The sequence below is a fragment of the Mammaliicoccus sp. B-M6 genome (genome assembly GCF_022386965.1).
Classification (GTDB): domain Bacteria; phylum Bacillota; class Bacilli; order Staphylococcales; family Staphylococcaceae; genus Mammaliicoccus; species Mammaliicoccus sciuri_A.
Genome location: NZ_JAJNHJ010000006.1, coordinates 56767 through 75618 on the forward strand (window position 1 = coordinate 56767; position 18852 = coordinate 75618).

The 18852-nt window shown below is 28.9% G+C and carries 11 protein-coding genes; 1 reads left to right on the forward strand and 10 read right to left on the reverse strand.

Going from position 1 to position 18852, the window contains the following annotated elements; translation table 11 throughout:
- Positions 1 to 43 precede the first annotated feature (43 nt).
- The 9 genes from LQ693_RS03680 to LQ693_RS03720 all read right to left on the reverse strand — a co-directional run bounded on the left by LQ693_RS03680 (position 44) and on the right by LQ693_RS03720 (position 14037).
- A complete protein-coding gene (locus LQ693_RS03680; RefSeq protein ID WP_107573135.1) occupies positions 44 to 1255 on the reverse strand; it encodes a glycosyltransferase family 4 protein in 1212 nt (403 codons plus the stop codon).
- 12 nt (positions 1256 to 1267) lie between these two features.
- Positions 1268 to 2080, reverse strand: a complete 813-nt coding sequence (locus LQ693_RS03685) for an ABC transporter permease (RefSeq protein ID WP_107573136.1) — start codon at positions 2078 to 2080, stop codon at positions 1268 to 1270.
- 21 nt (positions 2081 to 2101) lie between these two features.
- Complete coding sequence (locus LQ693_RS03690) at positions 2102 to 3928, reverse strand: hypothetical protein (RefSeq protein WP_239703067.1); 1827 nt, start codon at positions 3926 to 3928, stop codon at positions 2102 to 2104.
- A 30-nt stretch (positions 3929 to 3958) separates the two neighbouring features.
- A complete protein-coding gene (locus tag LQ693_RS03695; protein WP_239703066.1) occupies positions 3959 to 6592 on the reverse strand; it encodes a glycosyltransferase in 2634 nt (877 codons plus the stop codon).
- Positions 6592 to 7536, reverse strand: coding sequence for a hypothetical protein (locus LQ693_RS03700; RefSeq protein ID WP_025905442.1), 945 nt, complete (start codon positions 7534 to 7536; stop codon positions 6592 to 6594). The genes LQ693_RS03695 and LQ693_RS03700 overlap by 1 nt, the downstream gene beginning before the upstream one ends.
- Before the next feature lie 18 nt (positions 7537 to 7554).
- A complete protein-coding gene (locus tag LQ693_RS03705) occupies positions 7555 to 8838 on the reverse strand; it encodes a nucleotide sugar dehydrogenase (protein WP_103361560.1) in 1284 nt (427 codons plus the stop codon).
- Between the two features lie 210 nt (positions 8839 to 9048).
- Positions 9049 to 11037, reverse strand: a complete 1989-nt coding sequence (locus LQ693_RS03710; RefSeq protein WP_107573140.1) for an acyltransferase family protein — start codon at positions 11035 to 11037, stop codon at positions 9049 to 9051.
- A gap of 145 nt (positions 11038 to 11182) precedes the next feature.
- A complete protein-coding gene (locus LQ693_RS03715; RefSeq protein WP_107573165.1) occupies positions 11183 to 12349 on the reverse strand; it encodes a glycosyltransferase in 1167 nt (388 codons plus the stop codon).
- Between the two features lie 14 nt (positions 12350 to 12363).
- Complete coding sequence (locus LQ693_RS03720; protein ID WP_107573166.1) at positions 12364 to 14037, reverse strand: CDP-glycerol glycerophosphotransferase family protein; 1674 nt, start codon at positions 14035 to 14037, stop codon at positions 12364 to 12366.
- A 137-nt stretch (positions 14038 to 14174) separates the two neighbouring features.
- Between LQ693_RS03720 and LQ693_RS03725 the strand changes: the two genes are divergently transcribed.
- A complete protein-coding gene (locus tag LQ693_RS03725) occupies positions 14175 to 15602 on the forward strand; it encodes a glycosyltransferase family 2 protein (RefSeq protein ID WP_107573167.1) in 1428 nt (475 codons plus the stop codon).
- A 52-nt stretch (positions 15603 to 15654) separates the two neighbouring features.
- On the opposite strand, the gene LQ693_RS03730 is transcribed toward LQ693_RS03725, so the two are convergent.
- Complete coding sequence (locus LQ693_RS03730; RefSeq protein ID WP_239703065.1) at positions 15655 to 18852, reverse strand: CDP-glycerol glycerophosphotransferase family protein; 3198 nt, start codon at positions 18850 to 18852, stop codon at positions 15655 to 15657.

Consider the following 18852-nt stretch of genomic DNA (forward strand, 5'->3'; position numbering starts at 1 on the left):
TACATTTAAGTCGTAAACTTTCGAGACATTTTCACATTTTATTTTATAAGTTTTTGTCATCTCTATCACCTTTTCTTAAAAATGTCATAAGCTTTTCAATATTATCTTCCCAAATAAGGTGTTCATCACGATATTCACGTGCATTCTTGGCTTTATTTGATAATGCTTGTTCATCATGTTTTAATGATTCAATTTCGTTTACGATTGTATCTATTGAAGCTTGTTTTCTTGCAAATCCTAGATTATATTTTTGAATAATGGCTTCAGTTGGACCACTAATATTAGATATAGGAGGTGTACCAACACCAATAGCGTCAACAATTTTTCCAGGCATCACATTCATAAACACATCTGAAGATTCTAAAATTGAAAGTGAAATATGATGTTTAGATATTTCAGTTAAACAAGCTGTTCTATCCATCGGCTTTTTCACTTGAATATACTTACAATCTCTCACAGCTTTTCTAAACTTGTCAGCTTGAACACCATAAACAATCGCAGTAACATTGATTTGTTTATCATTTAAAGCTAAGCATATTGAAATAAGTTTATCTACATCTTGGGCATATCCAATATTTCCTGTATAAATAACACTAAAATCATTATATTTTTCTTCAGTAATCAGTTCATTTCTTGAAATGCCGTTTGGTAAATAAAATATAGGCACTTTTCGCTGTAACCGCTTCTGAATATGTGACCTAAATGCTTCATTATTAATGACAATTTTATCTGCAGAATTATACATTTTTTTCTCTAAATATTTTAATAGTGGCATAAATAAACTTATGTTAATATGCTTTAATCCATTTACACTGTCTGGCCATAAATCTCTAATTTCTAATACATATGTCGGATGTTTCGCACTTTTAAAAAATAACGTCGCCCATGCTAGAAATATATTTGGACTAGAAACATACACAATATCGTAATCGTCATTGTGCATTTTCAAGAAGACTCTTAATCTAACGTATTGTTCTATATAATAGACTAACCTCATGATAAAATTACTATTTTGCTTGTTACCATGCATTTTCATACGAATAATTTTCTTCTTTTCTAATTTATTTAAAGATTCATCTGTAAAATAAGATTGGTCTTCAAATAAACTTTGGTTAGGATATGTTGGCTCAGTTGTTAACATTGTCGGGTCTGAACCACTTGAACGAAAAGCTTTGAACATCATTTTCATTCGATTTGCGGCAGACCCAAGTTCTGGATAAAAATTTTGTGAAATCATTAATAATTTCTTTGTCATATTATGAACACCCTATAAGTAGTCTAGTAATTTCCGTTTAAACCTTGAATGAACCAATGAACCTATTAATAATAATATAATTGTTAAAAGCCAAAAATATAAATGATCATGCCATTGTCCGTACACAGAAACGTTATCATGCACAAACGCCGTACGATAAACACCTACTAAATATGCAAATGGGTTTAAGCTTGCTAATCTTTGTAAAATACCATGCGCTTCTTCCATCGCCCAAAAGATAGGTGTCATAAAGAATAGCATTCTTATAACATTTTGTAATAAATTTTTAGTATCGCGAATAACAATAATTAATGTACTCATAATTAATGAAATACCAAAAATAATTGCATAAGATGCGACTAAAAAGTATATAAACCAAAAGTAATGCCACCAAGGTACATATCCATTAATAACAGATATAACAAATAAAATGGCTGATGTGATCATTAAATTAATCATATTATTTGTTAAAGCTATAGAAATAAATATTGAAGATGGAAACTTCATTTTTGATAAGAGTCCTACATTGCCTTGAATTGCAGATGCACCTGTATTGATCCCTTGTGATATAAATAACCAAGGAAACAAACCTGAAATAAGATGTACTAAAAATGGTACACCTACTACTTGTGCACTCGCATCACCTCTTAACCCTAAACCAAATACAAGATAATATACAGCAACTTGTAAGATGGGTTGTAATATATTCCAAAATACACCAAGATAATGATTGGCATATTGACTTTTCATATTATAAATTGCAAGTTTAAAAATTTTAGGTAAATTATTTAATTGTTCTTTAAAGATTTCAGTAACTATCTTCATATATAACGACCTACTTGATTTTTATTTTTCAATAAGTTCAAATTGTGAAGCGCTGATCCAAGATGTTTTCTCAATTTTTTTACTTGCGTAGACAGAAATTGTAATTGATGATTGTGGTTCTATCGTCAATTCCAAATTGTTTTTACTCAAATCTACTAAGTCGATTGGCTCACTTTCAATATCAAAGTACACCGTATCTCTGCCATTTTTATTATGATAAAATGTTCTCAACTCAAGTGTAATCGTGTTATCCTGCGTATTCGTTAAAATCATTTTCTTTTGATTGTCATTACTAAATTTAGGTGTTAATGCACGAAATAACTTTTTTTCATTTTGTATCACTTGGTAGAAATCTTCAGTTTGAATCATAATATTCGCCAAACTTTCTACTTGCTCATTAGTGTCTTCTTCTAATTGAATTATTCTATCCTCTAATGTGTTCATGTCATTGATTTGAAAATAATTTAAAATTGGCCAATGATGTTTAATCATCAATTTATGTAACATTTGGTTTTGCTTATCTTCCTGCTCAATACTCATGAATTCAAATAAGATATGCCTCGTATTGATTAAGCTAAATACATCTAAGTAATCATCACTTTCTTGAACAATACAGCTATGCCAACCATTCATTCTAGATTCGTAATACAACGTTTCGTAAGGATGATAACCTAATTCAATCGTCTTATAGAGCTCATTTCTATTAATAAATTCTAGTAAATAATCGTGAGATAATTGATCTAGCGGAAAATCTTTAGCCCATTTTTTGATTGCATTTTCATACGGTAAAAATGAGTCTGCTCTTTGTATCCGCTTCGGAATAATGTTTTTAGCAAGTTCAAAGATAGTAGACTTTAAATGTATACAATGATTAAACGACCTATTCTCATGATAATAATTAATTAAATGAATACTATGATCTGTTTCGTATAACCGATATCTATCTATCAAATTTGAATTGACTGCTAGTTGATCCATATTAAATAGCGTATGCTTTAAATTTAAATTATATGCCATTTTTTGAGAGATATATTCATCTATACGATAAATACGAGCAGCATGTTCATGTTCTAATTCATCTATATTTTTTGTATAAGTAAAGAAATTCACATCATTGATATGTTCTTTAATATAAGATAAGGATACTTTAGAATCATGACCAGCAGTGATAGAACAAATCACTTTTTGATTAAATCGAAATAAATAATCAACCGCTGCTTCAATTTCATGGTTAACGATACTATATACTTCTTCTGCTGATTTCTTAACACATGGGTTGATTGGATAAATTCTTTTAATTGTATGGTCTGTTATATTAAATCTTGTATTGGCATTGAATTTATAAACATCTTTATATTTACTATAGTCTAAAAATCCATATGACTTATGTGCGATTCTTTCACAAGTCTTATCAAAACATAACTTTACGAGTTGATTCACTAATTCAGAATGACTAGCATATAAATCATGAGATGCATGATAATACAATGATAAAAATGACGTTGCATCATTATATAGTAGCAAACGTCCATTATACTCTATTAACATAACATACCTGCCATTATAAAAACTCATCTCTTCAAGAAAAGCATAAGAATCTATTTCGTGAGATAATAATTGGGCGCATATTTCAGGATATTTTAAATCGACATGTTTCGTATGCACAAAATGACCTAATATGACTACTTTGATGTCATTCTTTGTATACTCATAATCACTTAAATCATTTGAAAAATAAATCGTAAAGTCAGTGAATTGAACATATTGACGATAGTTTTTATCTTCAATTGAAATTTGTCGAGGAACGATCATATATGCTTTGTTAAAATTTATGAACGTATTATCCATCATACACACCCCCTTATATCAATCATGCAATTATTGCTGAACTTCTTGCTTTAAATGTTCAACATATTGATTTAAATCATGGTCTTCTGGACGTTTATATTGATCATACAAACTATATATTTCTAAAAATCGTTCTACCGCTTCTTTTCTTTCTTCCGGTTTTACTTTTTCTAATCTTGGCAAATACCAGCCTTTAACGTAAAAATTAAATCTATGTTCTAAGTAGGATGTTAACAATCCATGTTTTTCGTAAAATGGAATTCTTTCAATTTCTAACGTGTAATATTTATCAAATAGCTTCTTAGAAATCGAATTTGTAACTGATCCAGACACAGCAGCATAATACATATGAATAACATCTGTTACAGCTTGTACTTTTTTAGAATGAATCATTAATTCTTGGAAGAATAAAGTATCTTGGCCAGCAGCACCTTCAATCATTCGAATATTATTGTCTTTAATAATTTGTGATTTAATGATTAAAGCTTGAATACTTTGAGCACGCAGACCACATTTTTTCATATATTTTTTAGGGTCTTCGATTAATAATTTTCCATCGTTATACTTCATCACTGTGCCAGCATAATTAAACAATGCTCTGCGCTTATTATCTTCTTTAATAATATTACCGATAACCATATCGACATCTTTATTCGATTCTATTTCTTCTAATAATGTTGCATAACCATCACCAGTAGCTTCGTTATCAGGATCTAAATAAGTAATATAATCTGTAGAAGCAAGTTCAGCACCTTTATTTCTAGGTCTTGAAGCACTACCTGATCCCTCTTCATATGCATAGTAAACGATATCTGGGTATCGTCTTCTTAATCGATTAATAATAGATATCGTTTCAGAATCCGTACTACCATCATTTACGAATATAATTTCCATATCTTTAAATATTGAAGATCTTCTTAAACTTCTCATACACTTGTCTTCTAAATAAGTACCATTATTATGAATTGGAATAATGACACTTAATTTTTTCTTACGGTTACTTTGACCATATAAAGATGCGTCATAAATTTCTGATTGATCTAAATTATAGCCATTTTGAGATTGTGTAATATTCAATTGTTGATCGAATATATTTTTATGATACATTGTTACATATTTATTTTGAGCTTTTTCAATAAATTGATGTGCTTCATGTTGTTTATCTTTCGTAACAAAATCAACATCTACATATTTAAATGCTGTTAATAAATCTTCTAAATAATATTCTTCATATTCGATTGAATCTTTCATGTAAGTTATAAAATCATATTGTGATGCATCTTCTATCGTATCTTGCGCTTCTATAACATCAAACTGAACATGTAATTGTCGATATAGAATATCTTTCATTTTATCGGTTAATGCATCAACAACTACGAGTATTTGTGATTCTTTTTGAGTCGGTTCAATGCCAATATATGATAGAACTTCATCTAAGCGATGATACGTTGTACAGTTTCTCATCACACTACGTATACTTTTAGCCTGCATATCTTCTATTTCATATTCTTGATATTGGTTCATAATTGGTGCCACATCAGTTTTATGATTAATCATAAATACATTTGGAAATTGATTATTAACACCTACTGAATAGTTAGATAAGATTAAATTCCCAAAAGCTTGTAATTCAAAGATTCTATTAGCAAACATCGTTTCTGAATATTTTACTGAATTGACATTTACTGCCCATCTATATACTTTATGCAATTTCATTAGTTCTTCATGATCGATTGGCATAGTTAAAAATGGGATATATTTCATTGGGAATTGGTAACGTCTTCTTCTTAACGGTAAGTTTCTATCGACAATTGTTAAGTCATTTTCATTATCGATTAATTCATCAAAGATTCTTGCAGATTCTTGGTTTCTAACAGGATATTTCTCAGTCCAACTTCCTGCAAAAATAACATCGTTTTTAAATGATTTATTATATGGATTTCTCGTACCTACTGGATTATGGTAATGAGGATTAATACCAAATTGAAGTACATGTACTTTATCATTTTGACAATACTCTTTATAATCTTCTACCACTTCCGCAGCAGATGTCAGAATAATATCGCATTCTGTCGCGATATCTTTGTATAAATGGAAATTGACAGGGTCTTCTTTAGAATAAAAGACTATCGGTATATTGAATTTTCTAGCCTTTTGAATGCCTTCAATGAGCATTCTTCGTTTCTCACTATTTACTGAAGCTAACCCTGTCCAACTTCCGTCTATACCTCTCCATGCTGTCGCAACAATCACAACATCCATATCTCTAGTTAAATCCGTAAATTCACTATCTAAATAAACGATATTACCTATATCTTTAAATGAGTTATATAAAAATTCATCAGCAATGAGACCAACTTTGTATTTATTTTTAATAAATACACGTGACGTATCAGAATTTACAAGTTTTGATAAATGTTGTTGGTGATTTTCAAGGAAATCTAATTTTGATTCTTCTGCTACTTTTTTATAGTAATTATGATGATTTGTATGATCTTTAACCTTTTTTAATTTATATAGTCCATACATATAATCTTGTTCAACAATATCTAACACTTCTTCTAATTGTTCAACTTTTGTTTTATCATCAAAATTAACTAAAGCCTCTTTAGTGGATTCGATATTACTATTTCGATTGATATTTGTTGGCATATTTGAAGACATTATGATTTCCTCCTATTTCTCCAACTCCAGTATTTCGTTTGAATCTTTCCTAATTTAGAATTTTTCAAATTCATATATAGTCTTTCATACTGCGCTTTTTCTTCTTTTTTATTTGTTTTTTGTAATGAGATATTTTCGTTTATCAAACGAACAATTGCAGATTTTGATTCTTTTCTTTCTTCTTGAAAGTTTGTAATCATATCCAGCTGTTCTAGTGTTAACTCGTTATAATTTTCATATTGCTTAGCTTCTAAATCTTGAATTATACTTTTATCTTCTAAATCATTTAAGCTAATCCAATATTTTTTCTTTTTAATTATGATCCTTACCGATTCTGCCTTTAAGAAAACCATATCAATCGAGACGTTATTGAAATCAAATTGTTCTTCATCCAATGATAAATCGATTGATTTGTGCAATGCACTATCTTGATAAAAAATTGTAGATTCTTCTATCGATACTTTTTTATTAATAGGAATTGCTCTATCTATATCTTTCGTAGGCACAAACCCTGTAAATGTTCCTTTATTAAATACAGCTTCTAACACTTCACCTTCAATTAAATACAACGCTCTAGATGAAAAGTTTTTTTCTTTAAACAACAAATTATAATCAACTTTAAATCCTAGCTCTCTATTAATTTGTGGTGTAGAGAAATGACGTAAATCTACTCTTATCGTATCAATAGGTTTCGAAATTAATTTGATAGAATGATTTAATCTTGTCCATCCTATAATATTCGTACCTCTTACAATTAATCCATATAGTTCACTTTCTATCTCTTTTACAGAAATAACTTTTAATGCTTTATTTAAATAGTCAGACGCATAGCCGACTGTAAGTTCATCATCATCTACATCAAATATTTCTTGATTTTCTGGTTCTCTTAAAATAATTTGAAAGCTCAATCCGCTTTGAATAATTGGACTTTTAACGTCTATCATATGAAGACCCCTCAATCTTTACTTATTAAATGAAAGTGCAATATCTTTTCCGAAAGTATATAAATTACCGTAGTTGTAATATTTAACTTGCTCAAATTGTGATTGAACGACATTTTTCGTATCGAAAATGACTTTGTCTTTCATACCTTCAAAATCTTGATCTACTAAATTTTTGAATTCTGAATGGTCACTCAAAATTAATACAAGAGATGCATCTTTAACTGCTTTTTGAATATCTTTTTGGACAAAACCTAGCTCAACATGTGGATCATATGCTTCTACTTGAATATCATTTTCTTTTCTCAAATCATTATAAATATCAAATGCTGGCGATTCTCTGACATCATCTACATCACCTTTATAAGTTAATCCAAATACAACAACCTTATGACCATTTAAAGTTTCTAAAATTTTCTTAGACTCATTAATAACATATTGAGGCATTGAACGATTAATACGTCTACCTTCTTGAATGAGATTCGTTGTTTCTGGATCTTTAGCGATAATAAAGTATGGATCAACTGCTAAACAATGACCACCAACGCCTGGACCTGGTAAATGAATATTCACGCGTGGATGTTTGTTCGCCATCTTGATAACTTCTAATACGTTAATATCTAAATGATTACATACCATCGCAAGTTCATTTGCTAGCGCAATATTCAAGTCACGGTAAGTATTTTCCATTAACTTACTCATTTCTGCTGTCTTAGCATTTGTTTCAATCATTTCACCTTGTACGAATGTTCCATATACACGTTTACCCGCTTCAACACATGCTGGTGTTATACCACCAATTATTCGATTGTTATGAATAAGTTCATGTAATATTTTTCCTGGTAACACTCTTTCAGGGCAATGTACTAAGAATATATCTTTACCAATTTCAAATCCTTGGCTTTCAAGATATGGTTTAACATGATCGTCAGTTGTTCTTGGTGCTATCGTAGATTCTACAATGACCGTATTACCTTTTTCTAAAAATGGTACGATAGATTCAACTGCACCCATTACTAACGAAATATCACATGATTCATATTGATCATCATTATTTGGAGTTGGAACTGCAATAATAAATGCATCTGCTTTTTCAGGTTGCATACTTGCTTTGAATTTATTTTTAGCTAACACTTCTTCATAAGCTTCTTGTAAGCCAGGCTCTTCAATATGAATTTGACCATTATTTAATTTATCTACTGCTTCTTTATTTATATCGACACCTACAACATCTACACCATGTTTCGCAAACATAATTGATGTTGGTAATCCAATGTATCCTAAACCAATAGTAGTTAATTTCATATTTTATCCATCCTTTAATAATTAATTGTTAAGCTATTACTTTCGTAATGTTAAATATATTGTAACTTCTATGAATACAATAAACAGTCGTTTAACAGATACTTAAGGAAGGGTTTACACTCTTTTATCATTGTTTACAATTGCTCAATATTTCGTGTTAAAAATAGCCCCTCGCTCATATAAATTCATATGATTGAGGGGCTTTATAGATTAATGATTAAGTTCTTTAAAGTATTGTTCGATATCTTTCTTTATTTTAGGACCAAACGTTTTAGAGTAACTATTTGATATATGCCCTTTATCCATATATACAATGACGTTACCTATAACTGGCGCAAATTTTCCATCTTCTTTGAAATACGATGTATAGTCTACATATTTTGTATTTGCTGGCTTTTTTTCAAGTTGATCCCATTTAGATACTTTTGGCAAACGTTGTTTAGCATTCATCTTCTGTATCGTTTCTTGTTCTCCGAATTTATCTAATGTTTCTGGAACATTAAACTCATATCTCGGATTATCTCTTATTGCCATAATCGGTGTTTTTGTATTTGTAATGTTTTGATATTGTTTTAATTGTAATGGATCGATTTTCCCATTTACATCTGTACTTGAATCTGCAGTTGTTACAACTAAATCGACGTCTTGTTTATCAAGTTCTTTAATTAAATTTTTATTCCACTCTGTACAATCTCGGTCACTGTCTTTCGTTGTTAATACACAGCCACTTTTCGTCATGCTTAATACTCTATAATTTCCTTCTTCAGCTGCTTTTTGAAGTGCGCCTAACCAATGTTGAGCGTGAGAGCTCCCTACTAAAGCGATTGTCTTATCATAGTTTTCTTTTTTACCGTACTCACCTACTAGAACTTTTGATTCACCTATTTTTTGATGTACTTTGTCTCTTGTAGAATCTGGTGATTCGTTTCTGATTTTTGAAAACTCTGGAATTGCTTCAACACCTTCTTTAACTTTTACATGTTTTTCTGCAGCCATTGCACCAGGATAATTTTCACTCAATGCTACCTTTTCTTTTTCAAAAGGATTATTAAAGATAACGAAATATAAAGATGCGATTGCCAATAACTGTATCGCTAATCCAATTCCTAATTTTTTGAATGCAATTTTATCAGAAGATGCTGTTCTGATTGGTTTTTCAATATAACGAGTCATGAAATATGATAATAACCATGATAGTAAAATCATACAAATACCTAATACAATTCCAGGTCGTTCATTATTATGGTACTGATAAAATGATAAAATCACCCAATGCCATAAATATAAGCCAAATGACAATCCGCCAACCTTCACCATAATGGATGATCCTAAGAATTTCTTAACACCATATTTAGTTTCATAGTTACCAGAAACGAGTATAAATACGGCACATAACATTGGCCATAGTGCAATATATCCAGGAAACATGGTTGATACATTAAAAATAATACCCGTTAAGATCAAGCCTATTAAGCCTAACCATCCAATTAAACTTGCTACTAGTCGGTTAATTTTAATTTTATTAAGATTGATTGCTAATAAGCCACCGAGAGAGAATTCCCAAACTCTTGTAAATGTATGGAAATATGCCCAAGGTTGATTGACGTGCGTTAAATAAATAGAATACGATAACGAAACGATAAATAATGTACCTAAACAAAGATTTATGACATTAATAACTTTAAGGTTAGTGTATTTTTTATATAACATAAAAATCAAACTAAAAATAACAAACCAAATAATATAGAATTGTCCTTGAATCGACATTGCCCAAAAATGTTCAACTGGCGTCTTCATTTGATCTTTATTTAAATAATCTGTACTCGATAAAGCGAGTTGCCAGTTTTGATAATAAAATAAAGAAGCAATGATTTCTTTTATCGTTTTGCCAAGTATTGATTCTGGCAATAAGAAAAAGCTTAAGATAACTGTTACGAGTAAAACAGTTATAACAGAAGGAAATAATCGTTTAATTAATCCTGTTATGTAAGGTATAAATTTAAATGACCCTGTTTTATTGTATTTAGAAATAATGGAAGTGGTAATTAAGAATCCTGAAACAACGAAAAATACATCGACGCCTCCAGACACTTTCCCAAACCAAATATGATATATCGCAACTAATAATGCTGCAATAACTCTTAGCCCCTCAATTTCAGGTCTAAATTTTTTGTCTAGATTAATAGGATTTGTCTGCATATAAAAATCTCCTTTAAGTATTATACAGTTGTAAGTATATATATAAGGATATTTATAAGAAAGACAATTAATTAATATTTACAATATCTTAACACCCTATTAAAAATTCCCTAACAATTGTCTTGTTAGGGATTGAGGTTGTTGCTTATTTAAAATGCTTGTTTAAATCTTTCATGAATTGCTCATAAATGACATCACCGTCGAAATCGTTACTTCTTTCAAGACCTTTTTGAATGACATTTTGAACATCATGATGATGATAATTTTCAATGACATATGCAAGTTGCGCGCCATATTGTTTAGCATCTTGGTAGTCTACTAAATAACCGTTTTTCTGATTTTCAATTAAAAATTCTGGACCATAACATCCTTTATAACTGATAACTACATTTCGTTGATACATGGCCTCTAATATAACAAGTCCAAAACCTTCAACTCTAGATGGAACAGCCGTAATTTTACTTTCAGCTAATACTTGTGGTAACACATTAGTAGTAGGCTTAAGCTTCACAATATCTTGAATATTATATTGATTGATCAATTGATGGAATTGTTCTTTTTCTTGTCCATCACCATATAGTTCTAATTGAAATTGATATTTTCGCATTGTGTCTTGAATTAAATTGATACTATCCAGTAACAAATCAAACCCTTTTTCACGCTCAAATCTACCTGCAGCAACAATTGTATTTTGCTTATCTACGTTATATTGAGTTTCATTTAGTATATTTGGAACAATGATTACTTTAGTATGTGTTAAACCTTGTTGATAATCTTGTTGGTCCTCTTTAGTTAATGTCGTAAATAAATCTAGTCGTTCATAACTTTTAAGCATATCTTTTTGATATTGCTCATCATGTGCATGTAAATACATATGTTCCATCCCAATTTTAAATACCGACTGACTAGCATATTTGCTAACAAGTATATTGTAACTTGCGCGTGTTCCTACAATAATATCTGTATTCACATTCTGAATGGCTTTAACAATATGTTGCTCGATATGACTTGAAAATTGATGAAGTCCAGGTTCAGACGGATGAATAATTTTAGGACTCAAAAAAGGTGTATACTTATTGATTCTATTTACAAATATATTTTTCAAACCTTTAATGGTTTTGTTATATTCAATAATGGGTTGAATTTCTATATTTTCATGCAACTTAAAATAAGGTTCATCGCTCGCTTTAAATACTGACAATATTTTTACAGAGTGACCTTTTTCACTTAATTTATTTGCCAAATTAGAAATTGATTTCGTCGTCCCACCCATATGATAAATATTGTGAACTAAAAATGTAAAAGATTTCATATAAATCCCCCTTTTCAGTCCATAGCTTGTTCTATCAATTGCGTGATAGTTTCGTATGACTGATTATTTTTGTTGATAAATTGATCACTAATCGTATAATAATGGTTATTCATAATTGCATTAAACAATAATGACTGATCAAAATATTGATTATCATTGATTGTTTCATAAACTTCTTTATATAAACCACGGTTATAATCGTAATTATTAAAATCTGGTGTATATAGATATACTTTTTTATCAATTGTTAATGCATCAAATACGATTGAAGAGTAATCACTGATTACAATGTCAGAAACAAGTAGTAATTGTTGTGTTTCAAACTGTGTTGTATCGATATAATTATGTTGTTTATTGGCATGATCTTCTTCGTGATATTTATAAATAATGTTATATTTCGCTTTCATCTCATCTGTAAATTCTAATAAAAACTCTTCTTCTTGATTATCTCTCCATGTCGGCGTATACAGAATTGTTTCTTTTTCAGTATTTAAATTTAACTGCTGTTTGATTTTATTTATTTCATTTGAATTTGAGTGTTGCTCTAATAAATACTGATTTCTTGGATAACCACATGCAACAATTTTTGTTTCTTCTAATGGAAATGCAGATTTAAATACACCATTGATAGAATCCACATCCGTTATAAAATAATCTTGTTTAATTAATTTATTATATTTACGTGCTCGATAATTATAAATATCAATATTTTGTTTAGGTTCTTTACTGTCTAAGAATAGTCGTTTTAAAGGTGTACCGTGCCATAACTGAATGATTGTACCATTAGGTTTAAAATGATCTGGCAAGTAGCTTTCAAGTATTACTACATTTGCTTCTTCTATAATTTGTTTCGTATCAGAATGAGATGGTGACACAAAGTGATCACCCTTTTCTTGGTCCGTAATAAAGTAAACAGTATATTTAGGATGTTGCTTTATTAAATATTCAAATAAATATTTTGAATTACCTCTGTAACCATAATCGAAACCTAAAAATACAATATGTGGCTTAATTTTCGACTGATCTTTTTCATAAATATTAATTGCCTTCATTTGTTTTTGTAGTGCCGTATTATTTAATTTTTGATACGCAACTTTAGGTAATTGAAAATGTGATTTTAACATGACTTTATCAATTGTTCTTGCGATAGAAGGAAGACATGTTTCTTTCGCTTTAAATATTGGCGTTATGCCATTTAAAAGTGCAATTTTGTTTAAATAGAATTTTTCTTCAAAACTGAGACTTTCATTTTTAAATGCTGCTAAACAGCTTGCACTTGGTTTACTTTGATGAACATAGTCAAATATAACGTGAGGATCAATCTTAATTTCATCCAAGTGGAAAATCGCATTTAATGTGATATCAAATATCGTTTCCCACTTATAATTAGAAATTAGCCATAATAGCTCATCTTTTTTGAAAATAATATTTGGTTGAAGTGTAATATTATTAAACCAATCAGCAACTGTAATAAATGCCTTCCCCATATATCTACTATCGTTTGTATAAAAACCATTGTTTGTATAATCAACAATATAAGATTGGTTATCCAATTCTAAATTGTTTAATACTTCTTCCCTAACTTGCGTATATTTATCTATTAAAATAATATGATTTTCTTCATGACATTCTGTAATTAAATAATTCTTTAAATTATGCTGGTCATGAACATTTATAATTTTAATCATTTTACACCTCATATATTTTAAGTTAATACAATAAATTGACTTCACTTTCTATTCATATTACATTATATAAACAATGTGAGACAAATATGCCACATTGTTTATGCAATTTGATTTTTTTAAACGAATGGAGTTAATTTATGTTATTCAAAAGTAAAAAGCTTTTTTCTATTATTGTCACATCATATAATAATGAAGCTAAAATAAAACGTGCAATCGATTCAATATTAAATCAATCACTAGATAAAAAATATTATGAAATCATCATTGTAGACGATCATTCTACAGATAATACTCAAAACTTAATTAAAAACTATGATGCTAAAAATATCAAAGTTATCATTTTAGACGAAAATTCAGGTGGTCCTTCAAAACCTCGTAATATCGGTATTGGAGAAGCAACAGGCCAATATATTTATTTTCTAGATGCAGATGATTATTTAGCAACAGATATATTAGCAAGAATTGCTAATGACGATAAACTTCTTAAATCAGACATGATTGTTGGTAGAACGTTACGTCAAAATGACCATTCTTTAACTGTACATGCTAGATTTATGAGTAACGATAATCGTTATAATTATAACATCAATGACATCCCATATATATATAATCACTTTGGTCCGCCATCAAAATTTATTAAACTAAGTCATATTAAAAAACACAATATAAAGTTCCCGGAAAACTTACATTTCGGGGAAGATAAAATGTTTTTCACTAACTTGAGTCCTTATATTAATGATGTATCTACGTTTACAGATAATTGTTCAATTATTGACAGAACAACATCTAATGAATCTCTTACAACGGGTATAGATTTCTATGAAAAACGTGATTCAGATTTAGAAATTATTCAACATTTACTAAAACAAGAATCAAACACTAAAAACATTCGATTGTTAAATCGATTTTTAGAATATGATTTATTGAAAAGTTGTAATAGTCATGTATTCCTAAATAGTGATAAACAAAAACAAGTTCGGTATTTTAAACAACTGAACGAGCTTTTCAACCAATCATATATAAAAACAGATATCATTCAAACAATCAGTCAAGAATATACAGACGCAATTACTTTTATTCAAAATAATGATTATGAATCATTCATCAATTTCTTTACTTGGCTGAAAAAACAACCTAAAATCATTCAAAAGCAACAAAAACAAACAATATTAACTGATTCTAATGAAAGATTCACAATACCATTTCAACAGGCAACGTTATTAAACATAGCTGAAGTAGACAAATCCATCAAAATACAAATTGAAATAGATGGTATAGATACTGACAAAATACGTAACTTGTCTCTTATGTCTCGTAAAGATTACAAAGATGATATTGTTATTGAGAATATAGATATCCAAGATAACCTCATAACCATCTCAATACCAAAAACTGAAATCAATAATAAACCAGCAGCAATTTATAACTGTATCATCGTATATGATGGATTTAAGCATTTAAATATTAAATTTGGTTATGATAAGAAAATTAATTTAACAGATAAAAAAGGTGTTTTCTACCCTACTATAAATGGCAATCTTTCGTTAAAATTAACGAATAAATAATAAAAAGCAGAACTGACATACAATTACAGCGTCAGTTCTGCTTTTTGTTTATTTAAAATAATTTATCGACAATTTGTTTCGCCGCTGTTCCTTTTTCAAATGAACAGAATTTCTCATAGAATTTATCATATTTATCTTTATATGATTCATTAACCGTTTCTATGTTTAGAATAGCATCTATTAAGCTTTCATTGTCTTTCAACAATGGACCTGGTGCTTCGTCTTCGAAGTTCATATAGAATCCTCTTAAATTATCTTTATAATGTTCTAAATCATATGTGAAGAATAGTAATGGTTTTTGGGTATTAGCATAATCAAACATTACAGATGAATAGTCTGTAATACAAATATCACTAATTAAATACAAGTCACTAATATCTTCGTAGCTCGCAACATTATATATAAAACCTTCTAATGATTTATCGATAATAATATTATTACTAATAATGATATGAGGTCTTAAGAGAAGTACGTACTCGTCTCCAAGTTTTTCTTTCATTTGGTGTAAATCTAATTTTAAATTAATTAAATGTTTTTTCGCAGATGATACTTCGTCATCTCTAAATGTTGGTGCATATAATATCACTTTTTTATCTTTAGGAATTGAAAGTTTACGTTTGATAATATGTTGTTTTTCTTCAATATCACTTTCATTTTCATAGAAGATATCATTACGTGGATAGCCCACTTCTAGCATTTCTTTTTTAAAGTTAAATGCAGATTTAAAACAACTCGTTGCGTACGGACTTGGTGAAACTAAATAATCCCATCTTGAAACTGAACGATTAATTCTATCAATATAACCTTCATCTCTACCTTTAAAGTCATCAACATCATTTAACATTTTTTTCAATGGCGTACCATGCCATGTTTGAATATATGTTGTGTTTTTCTTTTTCTCGATATAGTGTGGGAAGTTCTGATTATTGATCCAGTATTTAGCTAATGATAAATATTTATAATAACTTGGGCTTAAACGTTTCACTGTTATTACATTTTCATCATCAAATGGATATATTTTGTTGGATACCCATACGATCTTATAACCTTTATCGAGCGCTTTAATTTGATCGTAAATCATTTTAGGACTATCTGTAACTTGTTTACCTAAGTTACTTTCTATCACAATTAATTTTTCATCTATTTTCCCAAATCTCACTAGGAATTTATTCATATACGACATAATATCAAAGTATTTTTTATGTCTTCTAAATCGTTTAAACACATGTTGTGAAAGAATATCATATTTTAATGCATCTTTAATGATATTTCTACGTTTAAATGATTTAGATTCTTCATATATACGTTGTGAATTGTTTGTATCTTTATATGCTACAAAGTTATTAGCTTTATTGATAATTTGTTGTTCATTCTTGAAGTCGTTATCAACATAATGGTTAGCCGCTTCTATAACTGCTTCAACATTATCAACAATTCTACCAGGTAGTTCTTTATCAAGATCTAAATGCGATGGTAATTTACCGATAAATCTATCTCTATCAAATTGATAGTAAATAACTGGTTTTTCTAAGAAACTAAAGTCAAACGCAACACTTGAATAGTCTGTAATCATCAATTTACTTTCTTTAATAAGTAATTGAACATCTACTTCACCTTGTCTAATGACTTTAATGTAATCAGGTATATCAAAATACTCAACAAATGCCTGCATATTTGGGTGTAAACAGAATATGATATCTACATTTTTTGTTTGAGCAATTGTTTTCCATTCTGGTCTATTCAATAAGTTATTATAATTTTGTAGATAATCAGATTCTAAAAGACTATTAATATTTGTTATCCAATCACGCCATGTAGGTATAATTAAGATTTGATTTTTAACTTCTACGTTTTCCTTAAATAATTCATCAAATCTTGAGAGACCAGTAACTTTTGCCTGATATGAATCAAATAATAAATCTCTATTGACGATTTGTTTTTCTCGATTAGAGCTTGTGATAAACATATCAACGTTAAAGTCTTTCAGTTGTTTACCATTTATCTGTGTTAAGTTTTTAGCACCTAGTACACCATGTTGTAAAAAGACGCGTTTAGCTCTAATTTTTTTCACATAACTTGCTTCATGACTTGGGAACAATAATTCTGTATGATGCGTACTGCAAATAATATCTGCTTTAATCATAACTTCGAAATGTTCTTTTGATTTAAAATCGATGACATTTCCATATGGTTCTACATTTTTTCGTTCTTCAGAATTTTTATCAATAACATAATATACTTCTTCATTAGGATGCTCAGTTCTCATATATTTAAAGAAATGATAGCCATTATCTTGGGCTTTATATGATTTTTCACCAATCACCCAAACTTTATTTTTGTTCAAATTGTTTTTGATTAATGTTGGATAGTCGTGCATTAATTTTTTGTATGCTTCATAATCTTCTTTTGTATATTCATTAATTCTAAATGATAGGTTTCTACCTTTTATTGTGAAATATGGTATAGCCGTTTTTACAGTTTGCCCAAGATCAATTGATACTTCACCTTTAGCAAATCTTTCTACCATAATTCTGGGGTTACCTAATTTTACATCGATTACATTTTTAAATTCATTTACTTTAATATTTAAGAAGATATCAATAATATCTTCAGAATCAAAGTCATTTTCTAAATACTGCTTAAGTTCATTAAAAATATCAATTTCAAAATCATAACTTGTAGAATTTAGTGACTTATACACATTAAATACAACTGGTTCTAATGGTATCTCAATAACATGCTCACTTAACCTTGAAGTAATTCTTATATGAGCATATTCAAGTGTTGAATTTTGAATTGAGAACTTCCCTTTTAAAAATGCTTGTTTATTATTTATGATAATTTTATCTATATGTCTTCTTGCAAAATAAGTAGACACTGGTAATTCTGGTTTTAATGTGAATTGTATAATTCCGTTTTTAGTAATATACGGGGTAATAGTCGCTTCATCATGAATAACTGTTTCAAAGTTTTGTATATTATATTCATATTTTTTTATGTTTATTTTTTGAATGGATTGCGTAATGCCATCAGATTTTTCTAGTAAAATAAAGATTGTTTCTCTATCATACTTTGAAAACTTTTCTAAAACGTCATTCAAATTAATTTTAAATTGATTTTTGATATTGGTTTGTGGAATGATTATTTCATCAAATTCATTTTTTATATAAACATTTTTAATATTATCCAATGTTTGATCAAACTCAAAGACTAGTAAATCGCGTTCTTGATAAATATTTAATATTTTCAT